This is a genomic window from Enterobacter kobei, assembly GCF_001729765.1.
Lineage (GTDB): Bacteria > Pseudomonadota > Gammaproteobacteria > Enterobacterales > Enterobacteriaceae > Enterobacter > Enterobacter kobei.
The window spans coordinates 695,848-718,273 of sequence record NZ_CP017181.1 but is presented as its reverse complement, the minus strand read 5'-3'; the positions used below and the strand labels follow the sequence as shown (position 1 = coordinate 718,273).

The following is a 22,426-nucleotide window of genomic DNA, read 5'->3' as shown; positions in this document are numbered from 1 at the left end:
GGTGGGCCAGTTTAGCACAAAGAGCGCAAATCCCCAAATTCCAGCCAATTCTTAGTCAGCTTGCTTACGCAGGAACGCCGGGATATCCAGATAATCTGGCTCTTTCGCCGTTTGCGGCGTAGGGTCGTTCACCACTTTTGCGGCCGGTTTCTGCTCTTGAGTCAGAGGAGACATACCGTGCTGCTGGTAACGATCCATTACCGGTTGCTGAGTCTGTTTGTTGGTCACCAGGGTGATCTCAGGACGCTTGTCCATACCGATACCGGTGGCAACAACAGTTACACGCAGCTCGTCGTTCATTTCCGGGTCGAGAGACGTACCAATTACCACGGTGGCATTGTCAGAGGCGAACGCACGGATAGTGTTACCCACGGTTTCGAACTCATCCAGACGCAGGTCAAAGCCAGCGGTAATGTTGACCAGCACGCCGCGCGCACCAGACAGGTCGATATCTTCCAGCAGTGGAGAAGAGATAGCCATTTCAGCCGCTTCTTCTGCACGGTCTTCACCGCTTGCCACGCCAGAGCCCATCATCGCATAGCCCATTTCGGACATCACGGTACGAACGTCTGCAAAGTCAACGTTCATCAGGCCAGGACGGGTAATCAGTTCGGCGATACCCTGAACCGCGCCTTTCAGCACGTCGTTTGCCGCGCCGAAGGCGTCCAGCAGGGAGATACCGCGACCCAGAACTTTCAAAAGTTTGTCGTTCGGGATGGTGATCAGTGAGTCCACATGCTTGGACAGTTCGGTGATACCCTGCTCCGCGAAAGCCATACGCTTCTTGCCTTCAAAGTTGAAAGGCTTGGTCACGACAGCAACGGTCAGGATACCTAAATCTTTAGCGACTTCTGCGACAACAGGTGCTGCACCGGTACCCGTACCGCCGCCCATACCTGCTGCGATGAAGACCATGTCTGCACCTTCCAGTGCAGCACGCAGGGCTTCACGATCTTCTTCAGCCGCGTTGCGACCGACTTCCGGGTTTGCCCCAGCGCCCAGCCCTTTGGTGATGCCACCGCCGATCTGGATAGTCTGGCCAACTGCTGTTTTACGCAGTGCCTGCGCATCGGTGTTAACTGCAAAGAATTCAACACCTTCAATGCGTTCACGCACCATATGCTCTACGGCGTTACCGCCGCCGCCACCGACGCCGATGACTTTAATCACCGCGTCGTTGGTCAGTTCCATAGGTTCAAACATAATTTCTCTCTCCGTTGTGCCTGTCGCCCGAGACCGCTAATTCTCTCCGGTCTCTTAAAAAAATTAAAACTCTTTTCGCAGCCAGTTGTTCAGTCGTTTGACCCACGACCCCACTGAAACGCGTTTTTCCACTTCTGCTTCACCACTGAGATGAGATTCCTTCCCGTAGTGGAGCAGGCCCACAGCCGTCGAATAGTACGGCTCCTGAGCATAATCCGTTAAACCGGTAATATTCAGCGGCGCACCAATACGCACCTGCGTATGGAACACGCGCTGAGCGCAGGCCGCAAGACCTTCAATTTGCGCTGCCCCGCCGGTTAATACAATCCCCGCCGCGAGATGATGTTTCACACCTTGCTGACGAAGCTGTTCCTGTAACTGTAAAATCTCTTCGTTGACCAGGTTGAGCAGCTCGGTATAACGCGGCTCAATCACCTCTGCCAGCGTCTGACGTTGCAGGCTGCGCGGCGGACGACCGCCCACGCTCGGCACTTCAACGCTCTCATCTTTGCCAACAATTGAACCCAGCGCACAGCCGTGGCGCACTTTAATCGCTTCTGCATCGCTCGGTGGCGTACCAAAAGCGTATGCGATATCGCTGGTCACAACGTTCCCGGCATAAGGGATCACTTTGGTGTGGCGCAGCGCACCGCCTGTATAGACAGCCATGTCCATTGTACCACCACCAATATCGACCACACAGACACCGAGTTCACGTTCGTCTTCGGTCAGCACGGAATAACTTGCCGCCAGACCGGCGAAAATAAGTTGGTCAACTTTCAGGCCACAACGTTCAACGGCTTTTACAATGTTCTTCGCCATATCGTTGTGACATGTGATCAGGTGCACTTTTGCCTGCATACGCACGCCAGACAGACCGACCGGGTTTTTAATCCCTTCCTGATAGTCGATCGCATATTCCTGCGGGATCACGTGCAGTACACGATGTTCATCGCGCACGCGCACGGACTTCGCCGTATGCACCACGTTTTCAACGTCTTCCTGCGTCACTTCTTCTTCGGAAATCGGCACCATACCGATTTCGTTCTGGCAGCTGATGTGCTTGCCAGAAAGGGCCAGATAGACAGAAGAAATCTGGCAATCCGCCATTAATTCAGCCTGATCGATGGCGCGCTGCACGCATTTCACCACCGACTCAAGGTCATTTACCCCACCTTTATCCATACCACGGGACGGGCAACTGCCCACGCCAATGATATTGACCATACCGTCGGGCAGAACTTCCCCTACTAAAGCGGCAACCTTAGCGGTGCCAATCTCCAGTCCAACTACCAGTTTTCTGTCCGTCGCCTTGATCATTGTTGTTCTGCCTGTACCTGTGCCTGATTCTGTTGCTGATTAGGTTCCTCGACCGGAGCCGGCTCCCAACCGACTGCTGCGCCTGAGTCATAGCGCAAATCAACGTAGCTTATCCGTTTGCCGTCCGTCTGCGCCTGCTGCTGTAAAACCGGGTAAAGTTCTACAAAACGCGCCAGACGTTTCATTGTGTCGCCGCGCCCCAGGTTGAGCTTAATGCCGTTCGTCAACGTCAGCTGCCAGGAGCGGCGCGCCGTCATTGCAGCATCTTTTAACGTAAACCTGTCCTTCGCCAGCACCTGACCCATTTCACGAAAACCCTGCAAGACTTCGTTTTCGCTACCTTCGGGGCCATACAACATCGGTAAATTTTGCTTGTTGACACGATCGGATGGGACGCTGAAGGAATTTCCGTCTACGTCAACCATATGCTGATCATTCCAACGCGCAATGGGCACATATTCAACCAGATGAATCTTCAATTCATCAGGCCATTGCTTTCTGACACTCGCCTGTTTTATCCAGGGCAGACGTTCAATCTGACTCTGAATAATATTGACGTCCTGAGTCATAAAGGTGCCGGGCGATCCCAGCGCCAGAATTGACTGGCGAATATCATCGTTACGCGTGTAGTGACGCTCGCCGGTCACCACCAGCTTTGACAGAGGCAACCGCTGCGCATCTTCCATCCAGCCCAGCACCATCCAGCCGCTGATAAACACGGTGCACAGCACCCCGAGCAGGAAAATAATCCCTGCAAGACGCGTTCCATTACTCCGGCGTGAAGAAGCATATTCTTCTTCGTCATCGCGGTTGCGCGTGTTCAATGCAGCCTGAGACATATCAGCCCGCCTGGTCCAGAATACGTACGACTAACTGAGAGAAGCTCATTCCTGCCTGACGCGCAGCCATCGGCACAAGGCTATGGCTGGTCATTCCCGGAGAGGTATTGGCTTCCAGCAGGTAAAATTGCCCGTCACTGTCCTGCATCACATCAATGCGTCCCCAGCCGCGACACCCAAGAATATTCCAGGCTTTAAGCACCAGGGACTGTAAATCCGCTTCACGCTCAGCTTCCAGACCACAAGGGCAGAAATATTGCGTCTCATCAGAGAGATACTTCGCCTCATAATCATAGAAGACTCCGGCGGGTTGGATGCGAATTGACGGTAAAATTTCTTCGCCAAGCATCGCGACGGTAAATTCCGGCCCGCTGAGCCATTTTTCAATCAGAACTTCTTCATCGTGTTGAAATGCCAATGCTAAAGCCGACGCTAAATCTTCAGCTTTATCGACTTTTGACATTCCTACGCTCGACCCTTCCCGGCTCGGCTTTACAATAACCGGTAAGCCCAGTGCCGCAATGCGTGTATTAACGCTGTCAGACAGGCCCAATTCAAATTCGCGACGCGTCAGCGCCACCCACGGTGCAACCGGTAGCCCCGCGCCCTGCCACAGTAACTTACTGCGCAGTTTATCCATAGAGATGGCAGACGCCATCACGCCGCTGCCGGTGTACGGCATGTCGATCAACTCCAGAAGCCCTTGCAGGGTTCCGTCTTCTCCGCCACGGCCATGTAATGCGATAAAGACTTTATCGAAGCCCATTGCTTTTAACTGCGTCACGTCGACCTCTTTTGGATCGACCAGGTGCGCATTGACGCCCCCTTCACGCAGACCCGCCAGTACGGCAGCGCCGGAATTCAGAGAAACCTCGCGCTCGGCGGACGTGCCGCCAGACAGGACAGCAATCTTATCAGCCATGATGCTCATCCTCCTGAGTTTGCGGCTTCAGTTTGATTTCAGCTAAGGTACGGGCGATTTTGCCGATATTTCCCGCACCCTGGATCAGAATCAGATCGTTACCGGTCAGCACAGGTGCCAGAATTTCCGCCACCTGTACCGGGTCAGAAACCAAAATAGGGTCAACTTTACCGCGTCCGCGAATCGTGCGACACAAAGAACGACTGTCAGCCCCCGGAATCGGAGTTTCGCCCGCTGCATAAACATCCAGCATCAGCAGCGTATCCACCTGTGACAGTACGCTGGCGAAATCATCATACAGATCGCGGGTGCGCGTATAGCGGTGCGGCTGGAAGATCATGACAAGATTTTTTTCAGGCCAGCCAGCGCGTGCAGCTTTGATGGTCGCGTCCACTTCGGTTGGATGGTGGCCGTAGTCATCCACCAGCATAGCGGTGCCGGCTTTACCGTTTACTGCCTCCAGCGGGAATTCACCGAGGAAATCGAAACGACGTCCAGTGCCCTGGAAGCTTTCCAGGGCGCGCAGGATCGCTTCATCATCGATGCCTTCTTCTGTCGCCACCGCCACCGCCGCTGCGGCGTTGAGGGCGTTATGACGCCCTGGCGCATTCAGCGTAACGTGCAGCAGCTCTTTGTCCTGACGCGCCAGCGTGAAGTGCCCCTGCGCACCAACCTGTTTGTACTCTTCCACGCGAACGTCAGCATCCTCACTGAAGCCGTAAGTGGTGATTTGACGCCCCACTCGCGGCAGCAGTTCGCGGATGACCGGGTCATCCACACACATCACCGCGCGGCCATAAAACGGCAGGTTGTGAAGGAAGTTGATAAAGGTCTGCTTTAAATTCTCAAAGTCGCCCTGGTAGGTATCCATATGGTCGGCTTCGATATTGGTGACAATCGCCACCATCGGCTGCAGATGCAGGAACGACGCATCGCTCTCATCTGCTTCCGCAATCAGGTAACGGCTGTGACCCAGACGCGCGTGCACGCCTGCGGCTTTGACCAGACCGCCATTGACGAACGTCGGGTCGAGACCCGCTTCGGCATAAATACTGGAAACCATCGCAGTGGTCGTGGTTTTACCGTGGGTCCCGGCAATCGCGATGCCGTGACGAAAACGCATCAGTTCCGCCAACATTTCAGCACGGCGGATCACCGGAATGCGCGCTTCATGCGCGGCAACGATTTCCGGGTTGTCAGAGGAGATAGCGCTCGATACCACCACCACGCTTGCATCGCGCACGTTTTCAGGGCGATGGTTGAAATAGATAGTCGCCCCAAGCGACGCCAGTTGCTGCGTAACAGGGTTTGGCGCCAGGTCAGACCCGCTGATCTGATAACCTTCGTTAGCTAACACTTCGGCAATACCGCCCATGCCAGCACCACCGATGCCAACAAAGTGAATGTGCCGGACGCGACGCATCTCGGGCACGATTGAACGCAGTTTTGCCAGTTGTTGTGTATTCATTCTCTAAACGCCATCGACTACTTAAAATTCGTGCAGCGCAACACGCGCTGCGAGGGTTAAGCCTGGGCTGCCAGGCTCACTTCTTTTGCCACCCGTTCAGTCGCATCCGGGATTGCCACCGCGCGCGCGCGTTGTGCCATCTCCAGCAATGCATCTCTGTTCCAGCCCGCCAGGGTAGTGGCGACCGCGTCGGCGGTAAATTGTGGCTGTTCAAATATCTTCGCCGCACCGGCTTTCTCAAGCGGCAGCGCGTTCCAGTACTGCTGTCGGTCTTTATGCTGGAACGGGACAAACACCGCGGGCAAACCGGCGGCAGCGATTTCGCTTACCGTCAGTGCGCCAGAGCGGCAAACCACGACATCGGCCCAGGCATAGGCTGCAGCCATATCGTCAATAAATTCGGTCACTTTGTGCTGCGGCTGGCCTTCAGCGGCGTAAGCCTGCTCAACGGTCTGTTGCGCGCCTTTCCCGCTTTGATGCCAGATGGTCACGGCATCACCCAGCTTTGCAGCCACCTGCGGCATCGTCTGGTTTAAAATGCGCGCCCCTTGAGAGCCGCCCACAACCAGAACGCGTACCGGTCCTTCACGCCCCGTCAGGCGGGTGTCCGGCAGCGGCAGCGCCAGCACATCCACACGCACCGGGTTACCCACCACGTCCGCTTTCGGGAACGCACCGGGAAACGCCTGCATAACTTTGGTGGCGATTTTCGCCAGCCACTTGTTGGTCAGACCGGCAATACCGTTCTGCTCATGCAGTACGACGGGAATACCTAGTGACCACGCAGCCAACCCGCCTGGGCCAGAGACGTAGCCACCCATGCCCAGTACCACATCAGGCTTAAAACGCTTCATGATGGCGCGTGCCTGACGCCAGGCGTTAAAAATACGCACCGGAGCCAGCAGCAGCGCCTTAAGACCTTTGCCACGAAGGCCGGAAATACGAATAAAGTCGATCTCAATACCGTGCTTCGGTACCAGATCGGCTTCCATGCGGTCTGCGGTTCCCAGCCAGCGTACCTGCCAGCCCTGCTCCATTAAATGGTGCGCAACCGCCAGCCCCGGGAACACATGTCCGCCGGTACCGCCTGCCATCACCATTAACCGCTTCGGTTGATTCATCGTGAACCTCGTGTAAACGCCTGGGCTTTCTCCAGACGCGTCTCATAATCTATGCGTAACAAAAACATAATGGCCGTCGACATGATCAACAGACTCGAACCACCATAACTGATCAACGGCAACGTCAGACCTTTGGTCGGCAGCATACCCGCTGCGGCGCCGACGTTAACCAGTGCCTGGAAGCTAAACCAGATCCCAATTGAACAGGCTAAGAAACCTGAGAAGCGGTGATCGATCTCCAGCGCTTTTCGGCCAATCGACATGGCGCGGAAAGCGACGAAGAATACCATTAATAGCGCCAATACCACACCGATATAACCCAGTTCTTCCCCAATAATGGAGAAGATGAAGTCAGTGTGCGCTTCCGGTAAATACTCCAGTTTCTGTACCGAGTTACCCAGCCCTTGCCCCCAAACCTCACCGCGACCAAACGCCATCAGCGACTGCGTCAGCTGATAACCACTGCCGAACGGATCTTCCCATGGGTTCCAGAACGAGGTCACACGGCGGATACGGTAAGGCTCGGCGAGGATCAGCAGCACTACCGCTGAAATCCCCATTCCGATGATGGCGATGAACTGCCACAGCTTGGCCCCTGCCAGGAAAAGCATCGCCAGCGTCGTGACAAACAGCACCACCACGGTACCGAGGTCAGGCTGCGCCAGCAGCAGGATCGCGAGCACCAGAATTACGCCCATCGGTTTTAAGAAGCCGCGAAGGTTATTACGCACTTCGTCGACCTTACGCACCAGGTAGTTCGCCAGGTAGCAGAACAGCGAAAGCTTGGTGAATTCGGCCGGCTGAATACGCAGCGGGCCAAACGCAATCCAGCGCGATGCCCCGTTAACGGAGCTCCCGACAACCAGTACGATCAGCAGCATGATAATTGACGCAATCAGCATCGCCGTACTGTGCCGCTGCCAGAATGCCATCGGCAGACGAAGCGTCACCAGCGCCAGACAGAACGCCAGAATGATGTACAGCCCGTCACGCTTGGCGAACAGGAAAGGATCGTTAGCCAGACGCTGTCCGACGGGCATCGAGGCCGAGGTCACCATGATAAAGCCGATCGCCGCCAGCCCCAGCGTAAGCCAGAACAGGGTGCGGTCGTACATAATCAGGCTATCGGAGTCTTTTTCCCGCGAAGCCATCACCCAGCCTTTAAGTGCCGCAAACAGCCACACCAGAATTCCAAATCCTGGCAGGCGCGGCATTTTCAGGCGAGGGAGAGATAAACGCATCAGCCTAACTCCTTCGCCAGGCGAGTAAAGATATCGCCACGCTGTTCGAAATTCTTAAACTGATCGAGACTCGCGCACGCTGGAGAGAGCAGCACCATATCCCCCGGCTTCACGCGCGGGGCGATCAGCCGCATCGCCTGTTCCATCGTTTCAGTTTGCTCGGCAATCTCCGGGCGTAATTCAGCCAGCTCGCTGCCGTCACGACCGAAACAGTACAGGCGGATGTTATCGCCTGAAAGATACGGCTTCAGGGTGGAGAAATCAGCGGATTTGCCGTCACCGCCCAACAGCAGATGCAGGGTACCGTCAACATGCAGACCGTTCAGCGCGGCCTCCGTACTTCCCACGTTGGTGGCTTTGGAGTCGTTAATCCAGCGCACGCCGTTGTGCTCCAGCGCCAGCTGGAAACGGTGCGCCAGACCGGAAAACGTGGTTAACGCTTTCAGGCTGGAAGAGCGCGGCAGGCCAACAGCATCCGCCAGCGCCAGTGCTGCCAGAGCATTTGTGTAGTTATGCTGGCCGGAGAGCTTCATCTCTTTCACGTTCAGCACTTTCTCACCTTTCACGCGCAGCCAGGTTTCACCCAACTGACGGTTCAGATGATAATCCCCCATGGTGATACCGAAGCTAATGCAGCGATCGTCCGCGCCGCGCACCGGCATGGTCAGCGCATCATCGGCATTAACCACGCAGACTTTGGCATTTTCATACACGCGCAGCTTGGCGGCGCGGTACTGCTGAAGACCAAATGGGTACCTGTCCATATGATCTTCGGTCACGTTAAGGATCGTCGCGGCAGCTGCGCGCAGGCTGGAGGTGGTTTCCAGCTGGAAGCTGGAAAGCTCAAGGACATACAGCTCGCAGCCTTTGTCCAGCAGCATCAGTGCGGGCAGACCGATATTACCGCCCACGCCGACGTTCATGCCTGCGGCTTTCGCCATTTCGCCCACCAGAGTGGTGACGGTGCTTTTACCATTAGAACCGGTAATCGCAATAACGGGCGCCTGCACTTCACGGCAGAACAGCTCGATATCACCGACAATCTCCACCCCCGCATCAGCCGCAGCGCTGAGTGAAGGGTGCGCCAGCGCCATCCCCGGGCTGGCGACAATCAGATCGGCGGCCAGCAGCCAGTCATCATTCAGACCACCAAGGTGGCGTTCAACCTGTTCCGGCAGCTTGTCCAGACCCGGCGGAGAGACACGCGTATCCATCACGCGCGGCGTCACGCCACGCGCAAGGAAAAAGTCCACGCAGGAAAGGCCGGTAAGGCCCAACCCGATGATAACGACTTTTTTGCCCTGGTAATCTGCCATGATTAACGTACCTTCAGCGTTGCCAGGCCAATTAGCACCAGCATCAGCGAAATAATCCAGAAGCGCACAATCACGCGCGGCTCCGGCCAGCCTTTCAGTTCATAGTGGTGATGAATCGGCGCCATACGGAAGATGCGCTGACCGCGCAGCTTGAAGGAGCCGACCTGCAAAATCACCGACAGGGTCTCGACCACAAACACACCGCCCATGATCACCAGCAGGAACTCCTGACGCAGCAGCACGGCGATGATGCCCAGTGCGCCGCCCAGCGCCAGAGAACCGACGTCGCCCATAAAGACCTGCGCCGGATAGGTGTTGAACCACAGGAAGCCCAGCCCCGCGCCGACAATCGCCGTACAGACGATCACCAGCTCACCCGCGTGTCGCAGATAAGGGATGTGCAGGTAGTTAGCAAAGTTCATGTTACCGGTCGCCCACGCCACCAGTGCAAAACCGGCCGCCACAAAGACGGTTGGCATAATGGCCAGACCATCCAGGCCATCGGTCAGGTTGACGGCGTTGCCGGTGCCGACGATCACAAAGTAGGCCAGCAGGATATAGAACAGCCCCAGCTGCGGCATGACGTCTTTAAAGAACGGCACCACCAGCTCGGTCGCGGGCGTGTCTTTTCCTGCCAGATAGAGCGCGAAGGCCACACCAAGCGCGATCACCGACATCCAGAAGTACTTCCAGCGGGCAATCAGGCCTTTAGTATCTTTGCGAACGACTTTGCGGTAATCATCCACAAAACCAATGATCCCATAGCCCACCAGCACGGTAAGCACGCACCAGACGTATGGGTTAGACGGATACGCCCACAGCAGCACGGAGACAACGATTGCAGTCAGGATCATAATCCCGCCCATGGTCGGCGTACCGCGTTTACTGAAGTGCGACTCAGGACCGTCGTTACGCACCACCTGGCCGAAAGAGAGTTTTTGCAGACGGGCAATCATGCGCGGGCCCATCCACAATGAGATGAACAGCGCAGTCAGCAGGCTGACGATGGCACGAAACGTCAGATAGGAAAAGACGTTAAAGCCTGAATAATATTTGACCAAGTGTTCGGCCAGCCAAACTAACATGTCCCGTTCTCCTGTAATGCGTGCACAACCTCTTCCATGGCGGCACTACGTGAACCTTTCACTAACACAGTCACAATTTGTTTTTCTGTAATCAACGCCTTCAGGCGCTCAATCAACGCAGCTTTATCGGCAAAATGTTCGCCAACGCCGCTGGCACGGCTAATCGCCTCGCTCAGTTTTCCTGCGCTCAGCACACAGTCCAGCCCTGACGCTTTCGCCGCTTCCCCGACCTGGATATGACAGGCTTCGCTTTCGTCGCCCAGCTCGGCCATATCGCCGACCACCATGACGCGGTAGCCCGGCATTTCAGATAACACCTGCACCGCCGCCGTCATTGAGCCAACGTTCGCGTTATAAGAGTCATCCAGCAGCAGCTTGTTTTCCGCAAGCGGGATCGGGAACAGGCGTCCCGGCACGGCTTTTAACGTTGCCAGCCCGGTTTTAATCGCCTCATGCGACGCGCCCACGGCCGTCGACAACGCCGCAGCCGCAAGCGCATTGGCGATGTTATGGCGACCCGGCAGCGGTAACAGCACGTCTACGTCACCCGTTGGGGTCGTGAGCGTGAACTCTGTACCGTGCGACGTCACATGAATATTGGTCGCGGTAAAATCACTGTTGGCCGCATTCGGCGAGAAGCGCCAGGTTTTACGCGAGCCAATGATGTTCTGCCAGTTCAGCCAGTCGTTGTTGTCGGCATTGAGAATGGCAATACCGTCAGCGGGCAGACCGGTGTAGATCTCGCCTTTCGCTTTCGCCACGCCTTCCAGCGAGCCAAAGCCTTCCAGATGTGCCGCCGCCAGGTTATTCACCAGCGCCGCTTCCGGGCGCGTCAGGCTCACGGTCCAGGCGATTTCCCCCTGGTGGTTTGCCCCTAACTCGATCACCGCAAATTCATGTTCGTTGGTCAGGCGAAGTAATGTCATCGGCACGCCGATGTCATTATTGAGGTTGCCCGCGGTATAAAGTGTATTGCCGCACTGGCTGAGGATCGCCGCCGTCATCTCTTTCACTGACGTTTTGCCTGATGATCCGGTTAGCGCGACAACGCGAGCTGGCACCTGCTGACGAACCCAGGCGGCCAGTTCACCGAAGGCGAGACGCGTATCTTTCACTACAATTTGCGGCAGTTCGATATCGAGTTTACGGCTGACCAGCAGCGCGCCTGCGCCGTTTTCTTTAGCCTGCCCGGCAAAATCATGCGCGTCAAAACGCTCGCCTTTCAGCGCCACAAACAGACAACCCGCGGTCACTTTGCGGGTGTCGGTGGTTACCGCGTCAATGGTCAGATCTGGACCCAACAGTTCGCCGTGCAGTACCGCAGCGGCCCGGCTTAAGGTGATGCTAATCATGCGACGACTCCCAGCAGACGCGCTGCCGTTACGCGGTCGGAGTAGTCCAGACGACGATTGCCAACAATCTGATAATCTTCGTGGCCTTTACCTGCCAGCAGAACCACATCATTTTCTTTGGCCTGCATGATGGTGTTGGTCACGGCTTCCGCACGGCCCTCCACCACGCGGGCGCGACCGGCGTCCAGCATGCCCGCCAGAATGTCGTTGATGATGGCGCGCGGCTCTTCCGTGCGCGGGTTGTCATCGGTTACTACCGGAATATCCGCGAACTGTTCCGCAATCGCGCCCATCAGCGGGCGTTTGCCTTTATCGCGATCGCCGCCGCAGCCAAACACGCACCAGAGCTTCCCTGTGCAGTGCAGGCGCGCCGCTTCCAGCGCTTTTTCCAGCGCATCCGGCGTGTGGGCATAATCGACAACCACGGTCGGCTTGCCCGGCGCGCTGAACACTTCCATACGGCCGCATACAGGCTGCAGACGCGCTGAGGTTTTCAGCAGTTCAGCCATCGGATAACCCAGCGCCAGCAGCGTTGCCAGGGCCAGCAGCAGATTGCTGACGTTAAAGGCGCCCATCAGGCGGCTTTCAATTTCACCTTCACCCCAGGAAGAGGCAAAGCGGATTGTCGCCCCGCTGTCGTGATAATTCACCTCAACCACCTTCAGCCAGCGGCCGTGGCAGTTCGGATTGATATGGTCTTCCATCGACACCGCAACCGCATCCGGCAGCTTCGCCAGCCAGCGGCGGCCCACTTCGTCGTCGGCGTTGATGATGGCTTGTCCGTAATGGTGAGTAGAGAACAGCAGCCATTTCGCGGCCTCGTAATGCTCCATATCACCATGATAATCAAGATGATCGCGACTCAGGTTGGTAAACACAGAGGCGGCAAACTTCAGCGCCGCAACACGATGCTGTACCAGACCGTGCGAAGAAACTTCCATCGCGGCAAAGGTTGCCCCCTGCCCTGCCAGACCGGCAAGAACATGCTGTACGTCAACTGCCGAGCCGGTGGTGTTTTCTGTTGGGCTGACTTTGCCCAGCAGGCCGTTACCCACGGTGCCCATTACCGCGCCGGTTTCACCCAGCAACTGGGCCCATTGCGCCATCAACTGCGTGGTGGTGGTTTTTCCGTTCGTGCCCGTCACGCCAACCAGACGCAACTGGTCGGAAGGTTCGTGATAAAAACGTCCTGCCAGAGCGGAAAGACGTTCATTCAACTGGCTGAGATAGATAACCGGCACACCGTGCATTTCACGGATCTCACCGTCGGTTGCCTCATCTTTGGCCTCAGCAATAATGGCAGCAACACCTTGCGCAATCGCCTGCGGGATATAACGACGCCCGTCCGCCTGATGACCGACCACCGCCACAAAAAGATCGCCAGAAGCCGCAACGCGGCTGTCCAGTACCATCTCTCGCAGTGCTCGCTCCGGTGCATTTGGCACCCACGGAGCGAGAAGGTCGCGCAAATTACGATCTGCCACCTGTACCCTCGCCTTGATTAATTACAAATTCACTTTTTTCGCCCGTCGCCAGCGCATCCGGTTCAATGTTCATGGTGCGTAAAACGCCGCCCATGATAGCTCCGAACACAGGCGCGGAGACGGCGCCGCCGTAGTATTTACCCGCCTGCGGATCGTTTATGACGACCACCAGCGCAAAACGCGGATTGCTTGCAGGCGCTACGCCTGCGGTATAGGCAATGTATTTGTTGATGTAGCGGCCGTCTGGCCCCACCTTTTTCGCTGTACCGGTTTTAATGGCAATGCGATAGCCTTTGATCGCCGCCTTCACGCCGCCGCCGCCGGGCAGCGCCACGCTTTCCATCATGTGCACAACGGTACGAACGATGGATTCCGGGAAGATACGCTCGCCCGGAACCGGTGGATCAACTTTGGTAATTGACAGCGGGCGATAGACGCCATAGCTGCCAATCGTTGCGTAGACTCGCGCTAACTGTAACGGAGTTACCATTAGCCCATAGCCGAAAGAGAAGGTGGCCCTCTCTATGTCAGACCACCGTTGTTTTTGAGGATATAAGCCACTGCGTTCTCCGACCAACCCCAAATTGGTCGCCTTTCCCAGTCCAAAACGTGAGTAAGTCTCTACTAACGCTGAGGACGGCATCGCTAACGCCAGCTTTGAAACACCGACGTTACTCGACTTCTGTAACACCCCGGTCAGGGTCAATTCGCTGTAGCGCGCCACGTCTTTAATCTCGTGGCCGTTGATACGGTAAGGGATCGTGTTCAGAACCGTGTTTTCATTGACGATGCCGCGCTGAAGCGCCGTCATCACCACCATCGGTTTCACCGTGGAGCCAGGTTCGAACACGTCGGTAATTGCCCGGTTACGCATCGCATCTTTTGCGGTACCGGTAAAGTTATTCGGGTTGTAGGACGGACTGTTAGCCATCGCCAGCACTTCGCCGGTGCTGACATCAACCAGCACGGCACTGCCAGACTCCGCTTTGTTGAACGCTACGGCGTTGTTCAGCTCGCGATAAACCAGCGCCTGCAAGCGCTCGTCGATACTCAGTGCCAGGTTGTGTGCCGCCTGGCTGTCCGTAGAGGAAATATCTTCGATGACGCGCCCATAGCGGTCTTTACGCACAATGCGCTCGCCCGGCTGGCCGGTGAGCCACTTATCGAAGCTTTTTTCAACGCCCTCAATCCCCTGGCTATCGACGTTAGTGAAGCCGATGAGGTGAGCGGTTACTTCGCCGGACGGATAATAACGACGGGATTCCTCACGCAGATGAATGCCCGGCAGCTTCAGTTTACGAATGTAGTCCGCCATGTCAGGGTTAACCTGACGCGCCAGATAGATAAAACGCCCTTTCGGGTTGGCGTTAACGCGGGAAGCCAGCTGATCCAGCGGCATTTTCAGGGCATCTGACAACGCTTTCCAGCGGTTGTCCAGCGTAATGCCACCGGCGTCGTGCAGCTCTTTCGGGTCGGCCCAAATCGCTTTTACCGGCACACTCACGGCCAGCGGGCGACCAGAACGGTCAGTGATCATCCCACGTGATGTCGACACTTCCTGCACACGTAGAGAGCGCATATCACCCTGACGTACCAGCATGTCAGGGGCGATGATTTGCAACCACGCCACACGTCCCAGCAGGAAACCCAGCGCCAGTAAAATGCAGCCGCAAAGCAACGCAAAACGCCAACTGACAAAGTTGGCCTGTTCTTCCTGACGTTTTGGTTTTAGCGTTTTTGCCGCTGCTTTCATGCGTCGCGTTTTCCCTTATTTTTGTACTACGATATTTTCCTGGGAAGGATCAACATGCTGCAGTTGCAGCTTTTCCGTTGCGATCCGTTCAACCCGGCTGTGATCGCCGAGCGCGTTTTCTTCAAGGATCAGATTTCGCCATTCAATATCCAGCGCATCGCGTTCCAGTACCATCTGCTCGCGTTGCGCAGTCAATAAACGTGTATGGTGGGCTGTGGTGACCACCGTGACTGCCGTAACAATGATGCAAATGAACAGGCAGAGTGGCAGTTTCCCGAACCGCAAAAGATCGTCGCCGATCACGCCAGGCAAGGCATGGCGCTCGTTGCTTCCTAACGATCCCTTAACTTTGCTTAGGGTTTCTGTCACTCTGCTGATCATGCGTTCGTCCTCTCTGCAACTCGCAGCACTGAACTACGGGCGCGTGGATTCTCTGCCACCTCTTCTTCGCCCGGCATCAACTTGCCTAATGCTCGCAACTGACGACCACCCAGCTTCCTGAGTTGTTCTTCCGTCATCGGCAACCCCGCAGGAACCTGAGGACCGCGGCTTTGCTCACGCATAAAGCGCTTCACAATGCGGTCTTCCAGCGAATGGAAGCTGATGATGGATAACCGCCCACCCGGGGCCAGTACGTCGAGCGAGCTTTTTAGCGCCAGCTCTATTTCCTCCAGTTCACTGTTTACCCAGATGCGCACCGCCTGGAAGGTACGGGTCGCGGGATGTTTGTGCTTATCCTTCACCGGCGTCGCCGCCGCGATCACTTCGGCCAGCTCTTTGGTACGGGTCATGGGCTCAACGCGGTTGCGCTCAACGATGGCGCGCGCAATGCGCTTGCCAAAACGTTCTTCGCCAAAGGTTTTGATAACCCATGCAATATCCGCTTCGTCAGCGGTCTGCAGCCATTCGGCAGCAGACTGGCCGCGCGTCGGGTCCATACGCATATCCAGCGGACCATCACGCATAAAGGAGAAACCGCGTTCAGCATCATCAAGCTGTGGTGAAGAGACGCCAAGATCGAGAAGAATCCCGTCGATCTTGCCCGTCAGGCCGCGCTCGGCAACGTAATCGGCGAGCGCAGAGAAAGGTCCATGCACGATGGAAAAGCGAGGGTCATTGATGGTCTGTGCAACGGCAATCGCCTGCGGATCGCGATCAATTGCCAGCAGACGTCCTTCCTCTCCAAGCTGGGAGAGAATCAAACGCGAGTGACCACCGCGACCAAACGTACCATCAATGTAGATGCCATCCGGACGAATATTCAGGCCGTTCACGGCCTCATCCAGTAACACCGTTTTGTGTTTATAATTTTCCATCATATTTATAGAGACAAGTCCTGCAGCCGTTCCGATAAAGTTGCGGAATCGGACTGCTCAGCGTCGATATCTTCCTTGACCTGTTGATACCAGGTCGTTTCATCCCACAGTTCAAACTTGTTGAACTGCCCGACCAGCATCACTTCTTTAGTCAGACCGGCATGTTGCCGCAGCACAGGCGCAATCAGTAATCGCCCTGCGCTATCCATCTGACACTCACTGGCATGTCCCAATAACAGCCGCTGTACGCGGCGCTCTTGCGGGTTCATGCTCGACAGTCGCGACAGCTTTTGCTCAATAATTTCCCATTCGGGTAAGGGGTAAAGCAGCAGGCAGGGGGAGTTGATGTCAATGGTGCAAACCATTTGACCCGAAGCGTTCTCAATCAGCTGGTCGCGGTATCGGGTTGGCACCGATAAACGCCCTTTGCTGTCGAGATTGACTAACGTAGCTCCACGGAACATGCCAGTCTCACCCCTCCTCACCACTTTAACCCACAAATTCCCACCTAAAGGAGTTTACGGAGCGAGGGAAAAGCTTGTCAAGCCAGGACTCTCCCTATAAGGACCCGAAAGCCCTCTATTTACAGAGATAAACAGACCTGACTAATAACTGAACAACTGGCGAGGCAAAATTAACGTTATGAATATTTGTAAGAAAAAAACCGAATATGCACACTAGCGTTAAAGCTCACTCAATATCATCGCAGATAAATATAAAGTGTCAGTTTGCGACGCGGGCAGCATTTTATGACAGATTCTCAGGGGATAACAGCGCCAGATTCATTCAGACGCGTGGTTAAGGCGGCCGTTGCCACGCTGGCTGGTCAGGGTCCAGGAAAAACGTCTGAATATTCATCGACCGAAGCCGGTTTGTAACAAAATAATACAAAGATAGCGGTTTAAAATCGCTTTCAAGCTCCTTAAAGGGCAGTTTAAAAGCCAAAATGAATTAAGAAAATGAGGAGATTATGATCCTGCAGGAATTATCCTAATTTCATTGCGGGAATTAACTCAGCGAATTATTCCCGCAATAAGGGGGCCGTTTTCACCGCCCCGTCATTTCATTTATGGCGGCTAAGAATTCCGCGATGATAGAGATTACGTTTGATACGTGTCAGACCCGGCTTCGGTTTTCTCGGCTCATCCAGGCTCGCCAGAACAATCTCCAGTACGCGTTCAGCCACATCACGGTGACGCTGTGCCACGGCCAGCACCGGACACTGCAGGAAGTCGAGCAGCTCGTTATCCCCGAAAGTGGCAATAGCCAGGTCGGAGGGAAGCTTACCTTCACGGCGCAGGGTCACATCCATCACCCCCTGCAAGAGTGCAAAGGATGTCGTGAACAGCGCCTGGGGCATCGGGTGCGTTTCCAGCCATTTCTCAAAGAGCTGCGCAGCGGCTTCACGTTCATAGCTATTGGCGTAGAGATAGTGAACTTCACGCGGATCGTCTTTCCAGGCGGTTCGGAACCCCTGTTCACGCAGGAAGCTCACTGAAAGTTCAGGCAATGCGCCAAGATAGAGTACCGTTTCAGCAGGGAAGGTTCTCAGCTCCGCGGCAAGCATTTCCGCATCATCCTGGTCGGCACCCACTACGCTGGTGAAATGCTCGCGATCGAGCGCACGATCCAGCGCAACGATAGGGAAAGGATCGTTCGCCCAGCGCTGGTAGAATGGATGCTCTGGCGGTAAGGAGGTCGATACAATGATGGCATCCACCTGGCGCTGGAGCAGATGTTCAATGCAGCGCATCTCGTTGTCCGGCTGATCTTCAGAACAGGCAATCAGCAACTGGTAGCCGCGCTGGCGAGCCTGACGCTCAAGATAGTTGGCGATACGGGTATAGCTGGTATTTTCCAGATCGGGGATCACCAGACCAATCGATCGGGTGCGCCCGGCGCGCAGGCCGGCAGCGACAGCATTCGGATGGTAGTTATGCTCACGAACCACCGCCATAACTTTTTCAACGGTTTTATCGCTGACACGGTACTGCTTTGCTTTACCGTTAATCACATAGCTGGCCGTTGTTCGTGACACGCCGGCTAGCCGGGCGATTTCATCCAGTTTCACAATTGCCCCTTAAAAAAAGAAAAGAGTCCATGGCCCTGTCAAGGTTATGGTTAAATCTTTTAACATCTAAACGCAGAAAAGCCTTCGCGGCAACCGCTTTTATCTGCGTTATTGGCTGATTACGCAAAAAAAAGCCCGGCTTTGGTGACCGGGCAGAAAGAGGCGAACCTTTTTGACAACTAACGCATGATTTTCTCGCCGCGTGACAGACCCACAACGCCCGATCTGGCCACTTCAACAATTTTTGCTACATCCCGCACGGACGCCAGAAAAGCGTCCAGCTTGTCACTGGTCCCGACCAGTTGAACCGTATAAAGAGAAGGCGTGACGTCAATGATCTGCCCGCGGAAAATATCCGCATTGCGTTTGACCTCTTCTCGCCCGTAGCCGCTGGCCTGAATTTTTACCAGCATGACCTCACGCTCAACGTAAGCCCCCTGCCCCAGCTCGCTCACGCGCAGGACATCAACCAGTTTATGCAGTTGCTTCTCAATCTGCTCAAGCACTTTGGCATCACCAACGGTCTGAATCGTCATACGCGACAACGTCGGGTCGTCCGTGGGGGCAACGGTCAGGCTTTCTATGTTATAGCCGCGCTGCGCGAAAAGCCCAATGACGCGCGACAGTGCGCCAGACTCGTTTTCCAGCAATACAGATAATATCCGGCGCATATCAGGTTCTCTCCGTTTTGCTTAACCACATTTCATCCATACCACCGCCGCGAATATGCATCGGATAAACGTGCTCGGTCCCATCAACGATGACATCCATAAAGACGAGGCGGTTGTTTTTAACCTGCTCAAGCGCTTGTGCGAGCGACGATTCCAGCAAAGCGGGATCGGTCACCCGCATCCCCACGTGGCCATAAGCTTCAGCAAGACGAACAAAATCCGGCAGCGACTGCATGTATGACTGAGAGTGACGGCCAGAGTAGATCATATCCTGCCACTGCTTCACCATACCGAGATAGCCGTTGTTGAGGTTAAGCACCAGTACCGGCAACTCATATTGCAGCGCGGTGGAAAGTTCCTGAATGTTCATCTGGATACTGCCGTCCCCGGTCACGCAGACGACGGTTTCATTTGGCAGTGCCAGCTTCACGCCCAGCGCGGCAGGCAAACCAAAGCCCATCGTTCCTAACCCCCCCGAATTGATCCAGTGACGCGGTTTATCAAAGGGATAATAGAGGGCGGCGAACATTTGATGCTGACCCACGTCTGAAGTGACATAGGCGTCGCCTTTCGTCAGTCGCCAGACCGCTTCAATCACGGCCTGAGGCTTAATATGCTCACTTTGAGTGTCATATTTCAGACACTGGCGCGCGCGCCACTGCTCAATTTGCAGCCACCAGTCGCGGATCTCATCCAGCGGTTGAGTCGTGCTCTCCTGGGTCAGCAGATCCAGCATTTGCTCCAGCACCTGCCGGGCATCGCCGACGATAGGCACATCAGCTGACACCGTTTTTGAAATCGACGTGGGGTCGATATCAATGTGCAGCACCGTGGCATTCGGGCAATACTTCGCCAGATTGTTGGTCGTACGATCGTCAAAGCGCACGCCGACGGCAAAGATCACATCGGAATGATGCATCGTCATGTTGGCTTCATAGGTACCGTGCATACCCAGCATGCCCAGCGCCTGACGGTGGGTGGCGGGAAACGCCCCGAGTCCCATCAGCGACGACGCAACAGGAAGATTGAGCTTTTCGATCAGTTCACGAAGCTGTGGCTCACACGCAGAATTAATTGCCCCACCGCCGACATAGACCACCGGTTTTTTAGCGGTCAATAGCGTCTGCAGTGCACGTTTGATCTGGCCTTTGTGGCCCTGCGTGGTGGGGTTGTAAGAACGCATGCTTACCGATTCTGGCCAGACATAAGGCAGCTTGTTTGCCGGATTCAGGATATCTTTAGGCAGATCGACCACCACCGGTCCCGGACGTCCGCTTGCCGCCAGCCAGAATGCTTTTTTCAGCACGCCAGGAATGTCTTCGGTTTGCTTGACCAGGAAGCTGTGCTTCACAACGGGACGCGATATCCCGACCATGTCGCACTCCTGAAATGCGTCGTAGCCAATCAGAGAGGTTGCCACCTGCCCGGAGAGGATCACCAGAGGAATAGAGTCCATGTACGCGGTCGCAATCCCGGTAATAGCGTTTGTCGCGCCGGGGCCCGACGTGACTAACACCACGCCCACTTCCCCCGTCGCACGCGCCAGGCCATCAGCCATGTGCACCGCCGCCTGTTCATGACGTACAAGGATATGGTCAATGCCGCCTACCGTATGCAGTGCATCATAAATATCAAGGACCGCGCCGCCAGGATAGCCGAACACTTGTTTCACGCCCTGATCGATAAGCGATCGGACGACCATTTCCGCGCCAGACAACATCTCCATGCTTTGCCTCCAGGCATTTTGTTATAGACGGACCGCCGAATTCATTTCTGCACCGTCTTGCGATCGGGATGAACCCGTCTTCTATTAGCTGAGTGATACTTACCTTAACCGCTCGTTATGAGGCAGGCAATTAGCAAACCCGGAGAGCGAAGAGGCGGTTAAAGCAGAAAAAACAGACATTGCCAGAGGATATGGTTAATTCATCTGTAATTAGAGGAGGAGATGATAAATCATCGTTGAAAAGCGCGATGATTCAGGAAATCATCTATTTTTACAGGTCTGGCAACCACCAGAAAAGATTCAGAACAGAATAAAATAGCAGTTAACAAAACAAAACCAGGATAAACCACATGCAAAGATGCAATTTATCCTGATCTGATTAACGGCGGCAGATGCTGATAAGTAATTCTTCCATCCACTGATGCCCTTTATCCCGCCCTGCAGCTTCATGCCAGGAGAGATAACAGGTACGGCTATTAAGCTTAAGCGGCAGAGGCAAAATTTGCAGATTTAACGCGTCAGAGAACTCTTCCGCCAGCCAGCGCGGGGCAATAGCCACCAGCTGCGTCTGGGAAACGACGTTTAATACGCTGACCATAGCCATTCCTTGATATGCCACGCTCGCCTGTTTATCTGCTGTGTCGTACCACGGCAGACTAAATGAGGCATATCTGTCGAGCGCAACCACGGCATGTTGTTCGCTATAAACATCACTTTCACGTAGCGGAGCATTCAATCGTGGATGTTTTTTACTGGCAACCAATACCATTTCATCTTTAAACAACGGCACGCACGAAAATTCAGGGCGACGGAACTCTTCGTATCCCAGGACAAATTCGGTTTCCTGGTAACGTAACTGGTGTTCTGTGTTTTGATTTAAGGATGATTTGAACACCAGATTAATATTTGGCGCAATCTCTTCAACCTTATTATAAATAATAGATGTCAGATAATTATCTAACGGACTGCAGACGCAGAGATGGAATACGCGTTCACTGCTTAGTGGTTCAAAACCCGAGCCCGGCAGCTCATTTTGCACCAGTTGCAGAGCCTGGCGAATAGAGCCGAAGAGCTGGAATGCCCGCGCAGTAGGCTGAATCCCTCGTCCGTAGCGAACGAATAATTCATCGTTGAACATCACCTTAAGCCTGGCAACGGCATTACTCACGGCAGGTTGTGACATCCCCAACGCTTGCGCCGCCCGGGTGATATTCTGCTCCTGCATGACAGCATCAAACACCGTCAGTAGATTAAGATCCACCGTGCGTAGCTGGGGTTTAATCCCATCTGTAACTTGAGGTTGTTTAATATTATTTTCTGACACTTCTGACTCCACTGTCACGCTACACAGCACGTCCTTCGCCGACGCATTGTAATAATCCCGAAAAATATGATTTACCATGCCAATACGTCCAACAAAAGAGAATTGTTTAAAAATCGGAATATATAAAGATCACGCGATAAGACACAAATAAAAACCGGCATAACAGATATATTTGACTTTATAGTTAGAATGAAACCATAAACCAAGTCGGTAA

Annotated in this window: 19 protein-coding genes; all 19 read right to left on the bottom strand. The window is 54.9% G+C overall.

The features are described 5' to 3' along the window. Positions 1-51 precede the first annotated feature (51 nt). The 19 genes from ftsZ to leuO all read right to left on the bottom strand — a co-directional run bounded on the left by ftsZ (position 52) and on the right by leuO (position 22,212). The gene (gene ftsZ, locus BFV64_RS03405) at positions 52-1,203 is read right to left on the bottom strand and encodes a cell division protein FtsZ (protein ID WP_008501978.1); all 1,152 of its coding nucleotides are present in this window, start codon (positions 1,201-1,203) and stop codon (positions 52-54) included. Between the two features lie 63 nt (positions 1,204-1,266). Further along, positions 1,267-2,523, bottom strand: a complete 1,257-nt coding sequence (gene ftsA, locus BFV64_RS03400; RefSeq protein ID WP_006173845.1) for a cell division protein FtsA — start codon at positions 2,521-2,523, stop codon at positions 1,267-1,269. After that, positions 2,520-3,362: a cell division protein FtsQ gene (ftsQ, locus tag BFV64_RS03395; protein WP_014882547.1), complete on the bottom strand. Its 843-nt coding sequence runs from the start codon at positions 3,360-3,362 to the stop codon at positions 2,520-2,522. Before ftsQ ends, ftsA begins: the two co-directional genes overlap by 4 nt. Position 3,363: 1 nt before the next feature. Next, positions 3,364-4,284 carry a D-alanine--D-alanine ligase gene (locus BFV64_RS03390; protein ID WP_049010314.1) on the bottom strand — a complete coding sequence of 307 codons (921 nt, stop codon included), beginning with the start codon at positions 4,282-4,284 and terminating at the stop codon, positions 3,364-3,366. Further along, positions 4,277-5,752, bottom strand: coding sequence for a UDP-N-acetylmuramate--L-alanine ligase (gene murC, locus BFV64_RS03385; RefSeq protein ID WP_014882545.1), 1,476 nt, complete (start codon positions 5,750-5,752; stop codon positions 4,277-4,279). The genes BFV64_RS03390 and murC overlap by 8 nt, the downstream gene beginning before the upstream one ends. Positions 5,753-5,808: 56 nt before the next feature. Next, a complete protein-coding gene (gene murG / locus BFV64_RS03380) occupies positions 5,809-6,873 on the bottom strand; it encodes an undecaprenyldiphospho-muramoylpentapeptide beta-N-acetylglucosaminyltransferase (RefSeq protein ID WP_045134572.1) in 1,065 nt (354 codons plus the stop codon). Further along, entirely contained in the window at positions 6,870-8,114 is a 1,245-nt protein-coding gene (gene ftsW / locus BFV64_RS03375; RefSeq protein ID WP_014882543.1) for a cell division protein FtsW, read from the bottom strand. Before ftsW ends, murG begins: the two co-directional genes overlap by 4 nt. Then, entirely contained in the window at positions 8,114-9,430 is a 1,317-nt protein-coding gene (gene murD, locus BFV64_RS03370) for a UDP-N-acetylmuramoyl-L-alanine--D-glutamate ligase (RefSeq protein WP_045134571.1), read from the bottom strand. The genes ftsW and murD overlap by 1 nt, the downstream gene beginning before the upstream one ends. A 2-nt stretch (positions 9,431-9,432) precedes the next feature. Then, positions 9,433-10,515, bottom strand: a complete 1,083-nt coding sequence (gene mraY / locus BFV64_RS03365) for a phospho-N-acetylmuramoyl-pentapeptide-transferase (protein WP_008501985.1) — start codon at positions 10,513-10,515, stop codon at positions 9,433-9,435. After that, positions 10,509-11,867 (bottom strand): UDP-N-acetylmuramoyl-tripeptide--D-alanyl-D-alanine ligase, encoded by a 1,359-nt coding sequence (murF, locus tag BFV64_RS03360; protein WP_045134570.1) that lies wholly within the window; start codon positions 11,865-11,867, stop codon positions 10,509-10,511. Before murF ends, mraY begins: the two co-directional genes overlap by 7 nt. After that, positions 11,864-13,351 (bottom strand): UDP-N-acetylmuramoyl-L-alanyl-D-glutamate--2,6-diaminopimelate ligase, encoded by a 1,488-nt coding sequence (gene murE / locus BFV64_RS03355; RefSeq protein WP_045134569.1) that lies wholly within the window; start codon positions 13,349-13,351, stop codon positions 11,864-11,866. Before murE ends, murF begins: the two co-directional genes overlap by 4 nt. Continuing rightward, complete coding sequence (locus BFV64_RS03350; RefSeq protein WP_014882539.1) at positions 13,338-15,104, bottom strand: peptidoglycan glycosyltransferase FtsI; 1,767 nt, start codon at positions 15,102-15,104, stop codon at positions 13,338-13,340. Before BFV64_RS03350 ends, murE begins: the two co-directional genes overlap by 14 nt. 15 nt (positions 15,105-15,119) lie before the next feature. After that, positions 15,120-15,485: a cell division protein FtsL gene (gene ftsL / locus BFV64_RS03345; RefSeq protein WP_014068894.1), complete on the bottom strand. Its 366-nt coding sequence runs from the start codon at positions 15,483-15,485 to the stop codon at positions 15,120-15,122. Further along, on the bottom strand, positions 15,482-16,423 hold the full coding sequence (rsmH, locus tag BFV64_RS03340) for a 16S rRNA (cytosine(1402)-N(4))-methyltransferase RsmH (protein WP_014882538.1): 942 nt from the start codon (positions 16,421-16,423) through the stop codon (positions 15,482-15,484). Before rsmH ends, ftsL begins: the two co-directional genes overlap by 4 nt. 2 nt (positions 16,424-16,425) lie before the next feature. Then, positions 16,426-16,884, bottom strand: a complete 459-nt coding sequence (mraZ, locus tag BFV64_RS03335) for a division/cell wall cluster transcriptional repressor MraZ (RefSeq protein WP_014882537.1) — start codon at positions 16,882-16,884, stop codon at positions 16,426-16,428. 599 nt (positions 16,885-17,483) lie between these two features. Then, positions 17,484-18,491: a catabolite repressor/activator gene (cra, locus tag BFV64_RS03330; protein ID WP_014168621.1), complete on the bottom strand. Its 1,008-nt coding sequence runs from the start codon at positions 18,489-18,491 to the stop codon at positions 17,484-17,486. Between the two features lie 179 nt (positions 18,492-18,670). Next, entirely contained in the window at positions 18,671-19,162 is a 492-nt protein-coding gene (gene ilvN, locus BFV64_RS03325) for an acetolactate synthase small subunit (RefSeq protein WP_014882536.1), read from the bottom strand. Between the two features lies 1 nt (position 19,163). Next, positions 19,164-20,888 (bottom strand): acetolactate synthase 3 large subunit, encoded by a 1,725-nt coding sequence (gene ilvI / locus BFV64_RS03320; protein ID WP_045281052.1) that lies wholly within the window; start codon positions 20,886-20,888, stop codon positions 19,164-19,166. A gap of 379 nt (positions 20,889-21,267) precedes the next feature. After that, entirely contained in the window at positions 21,268-22,212 is a 945-nt protein-coding gene (gene leuO / locus BFV64_RS03315) for a transcriptional regulator LeuO (protein WP_032629721.1), read from the bottom strand. Positions 22,213-22,426: the final 214 nt, after the last annotated feature.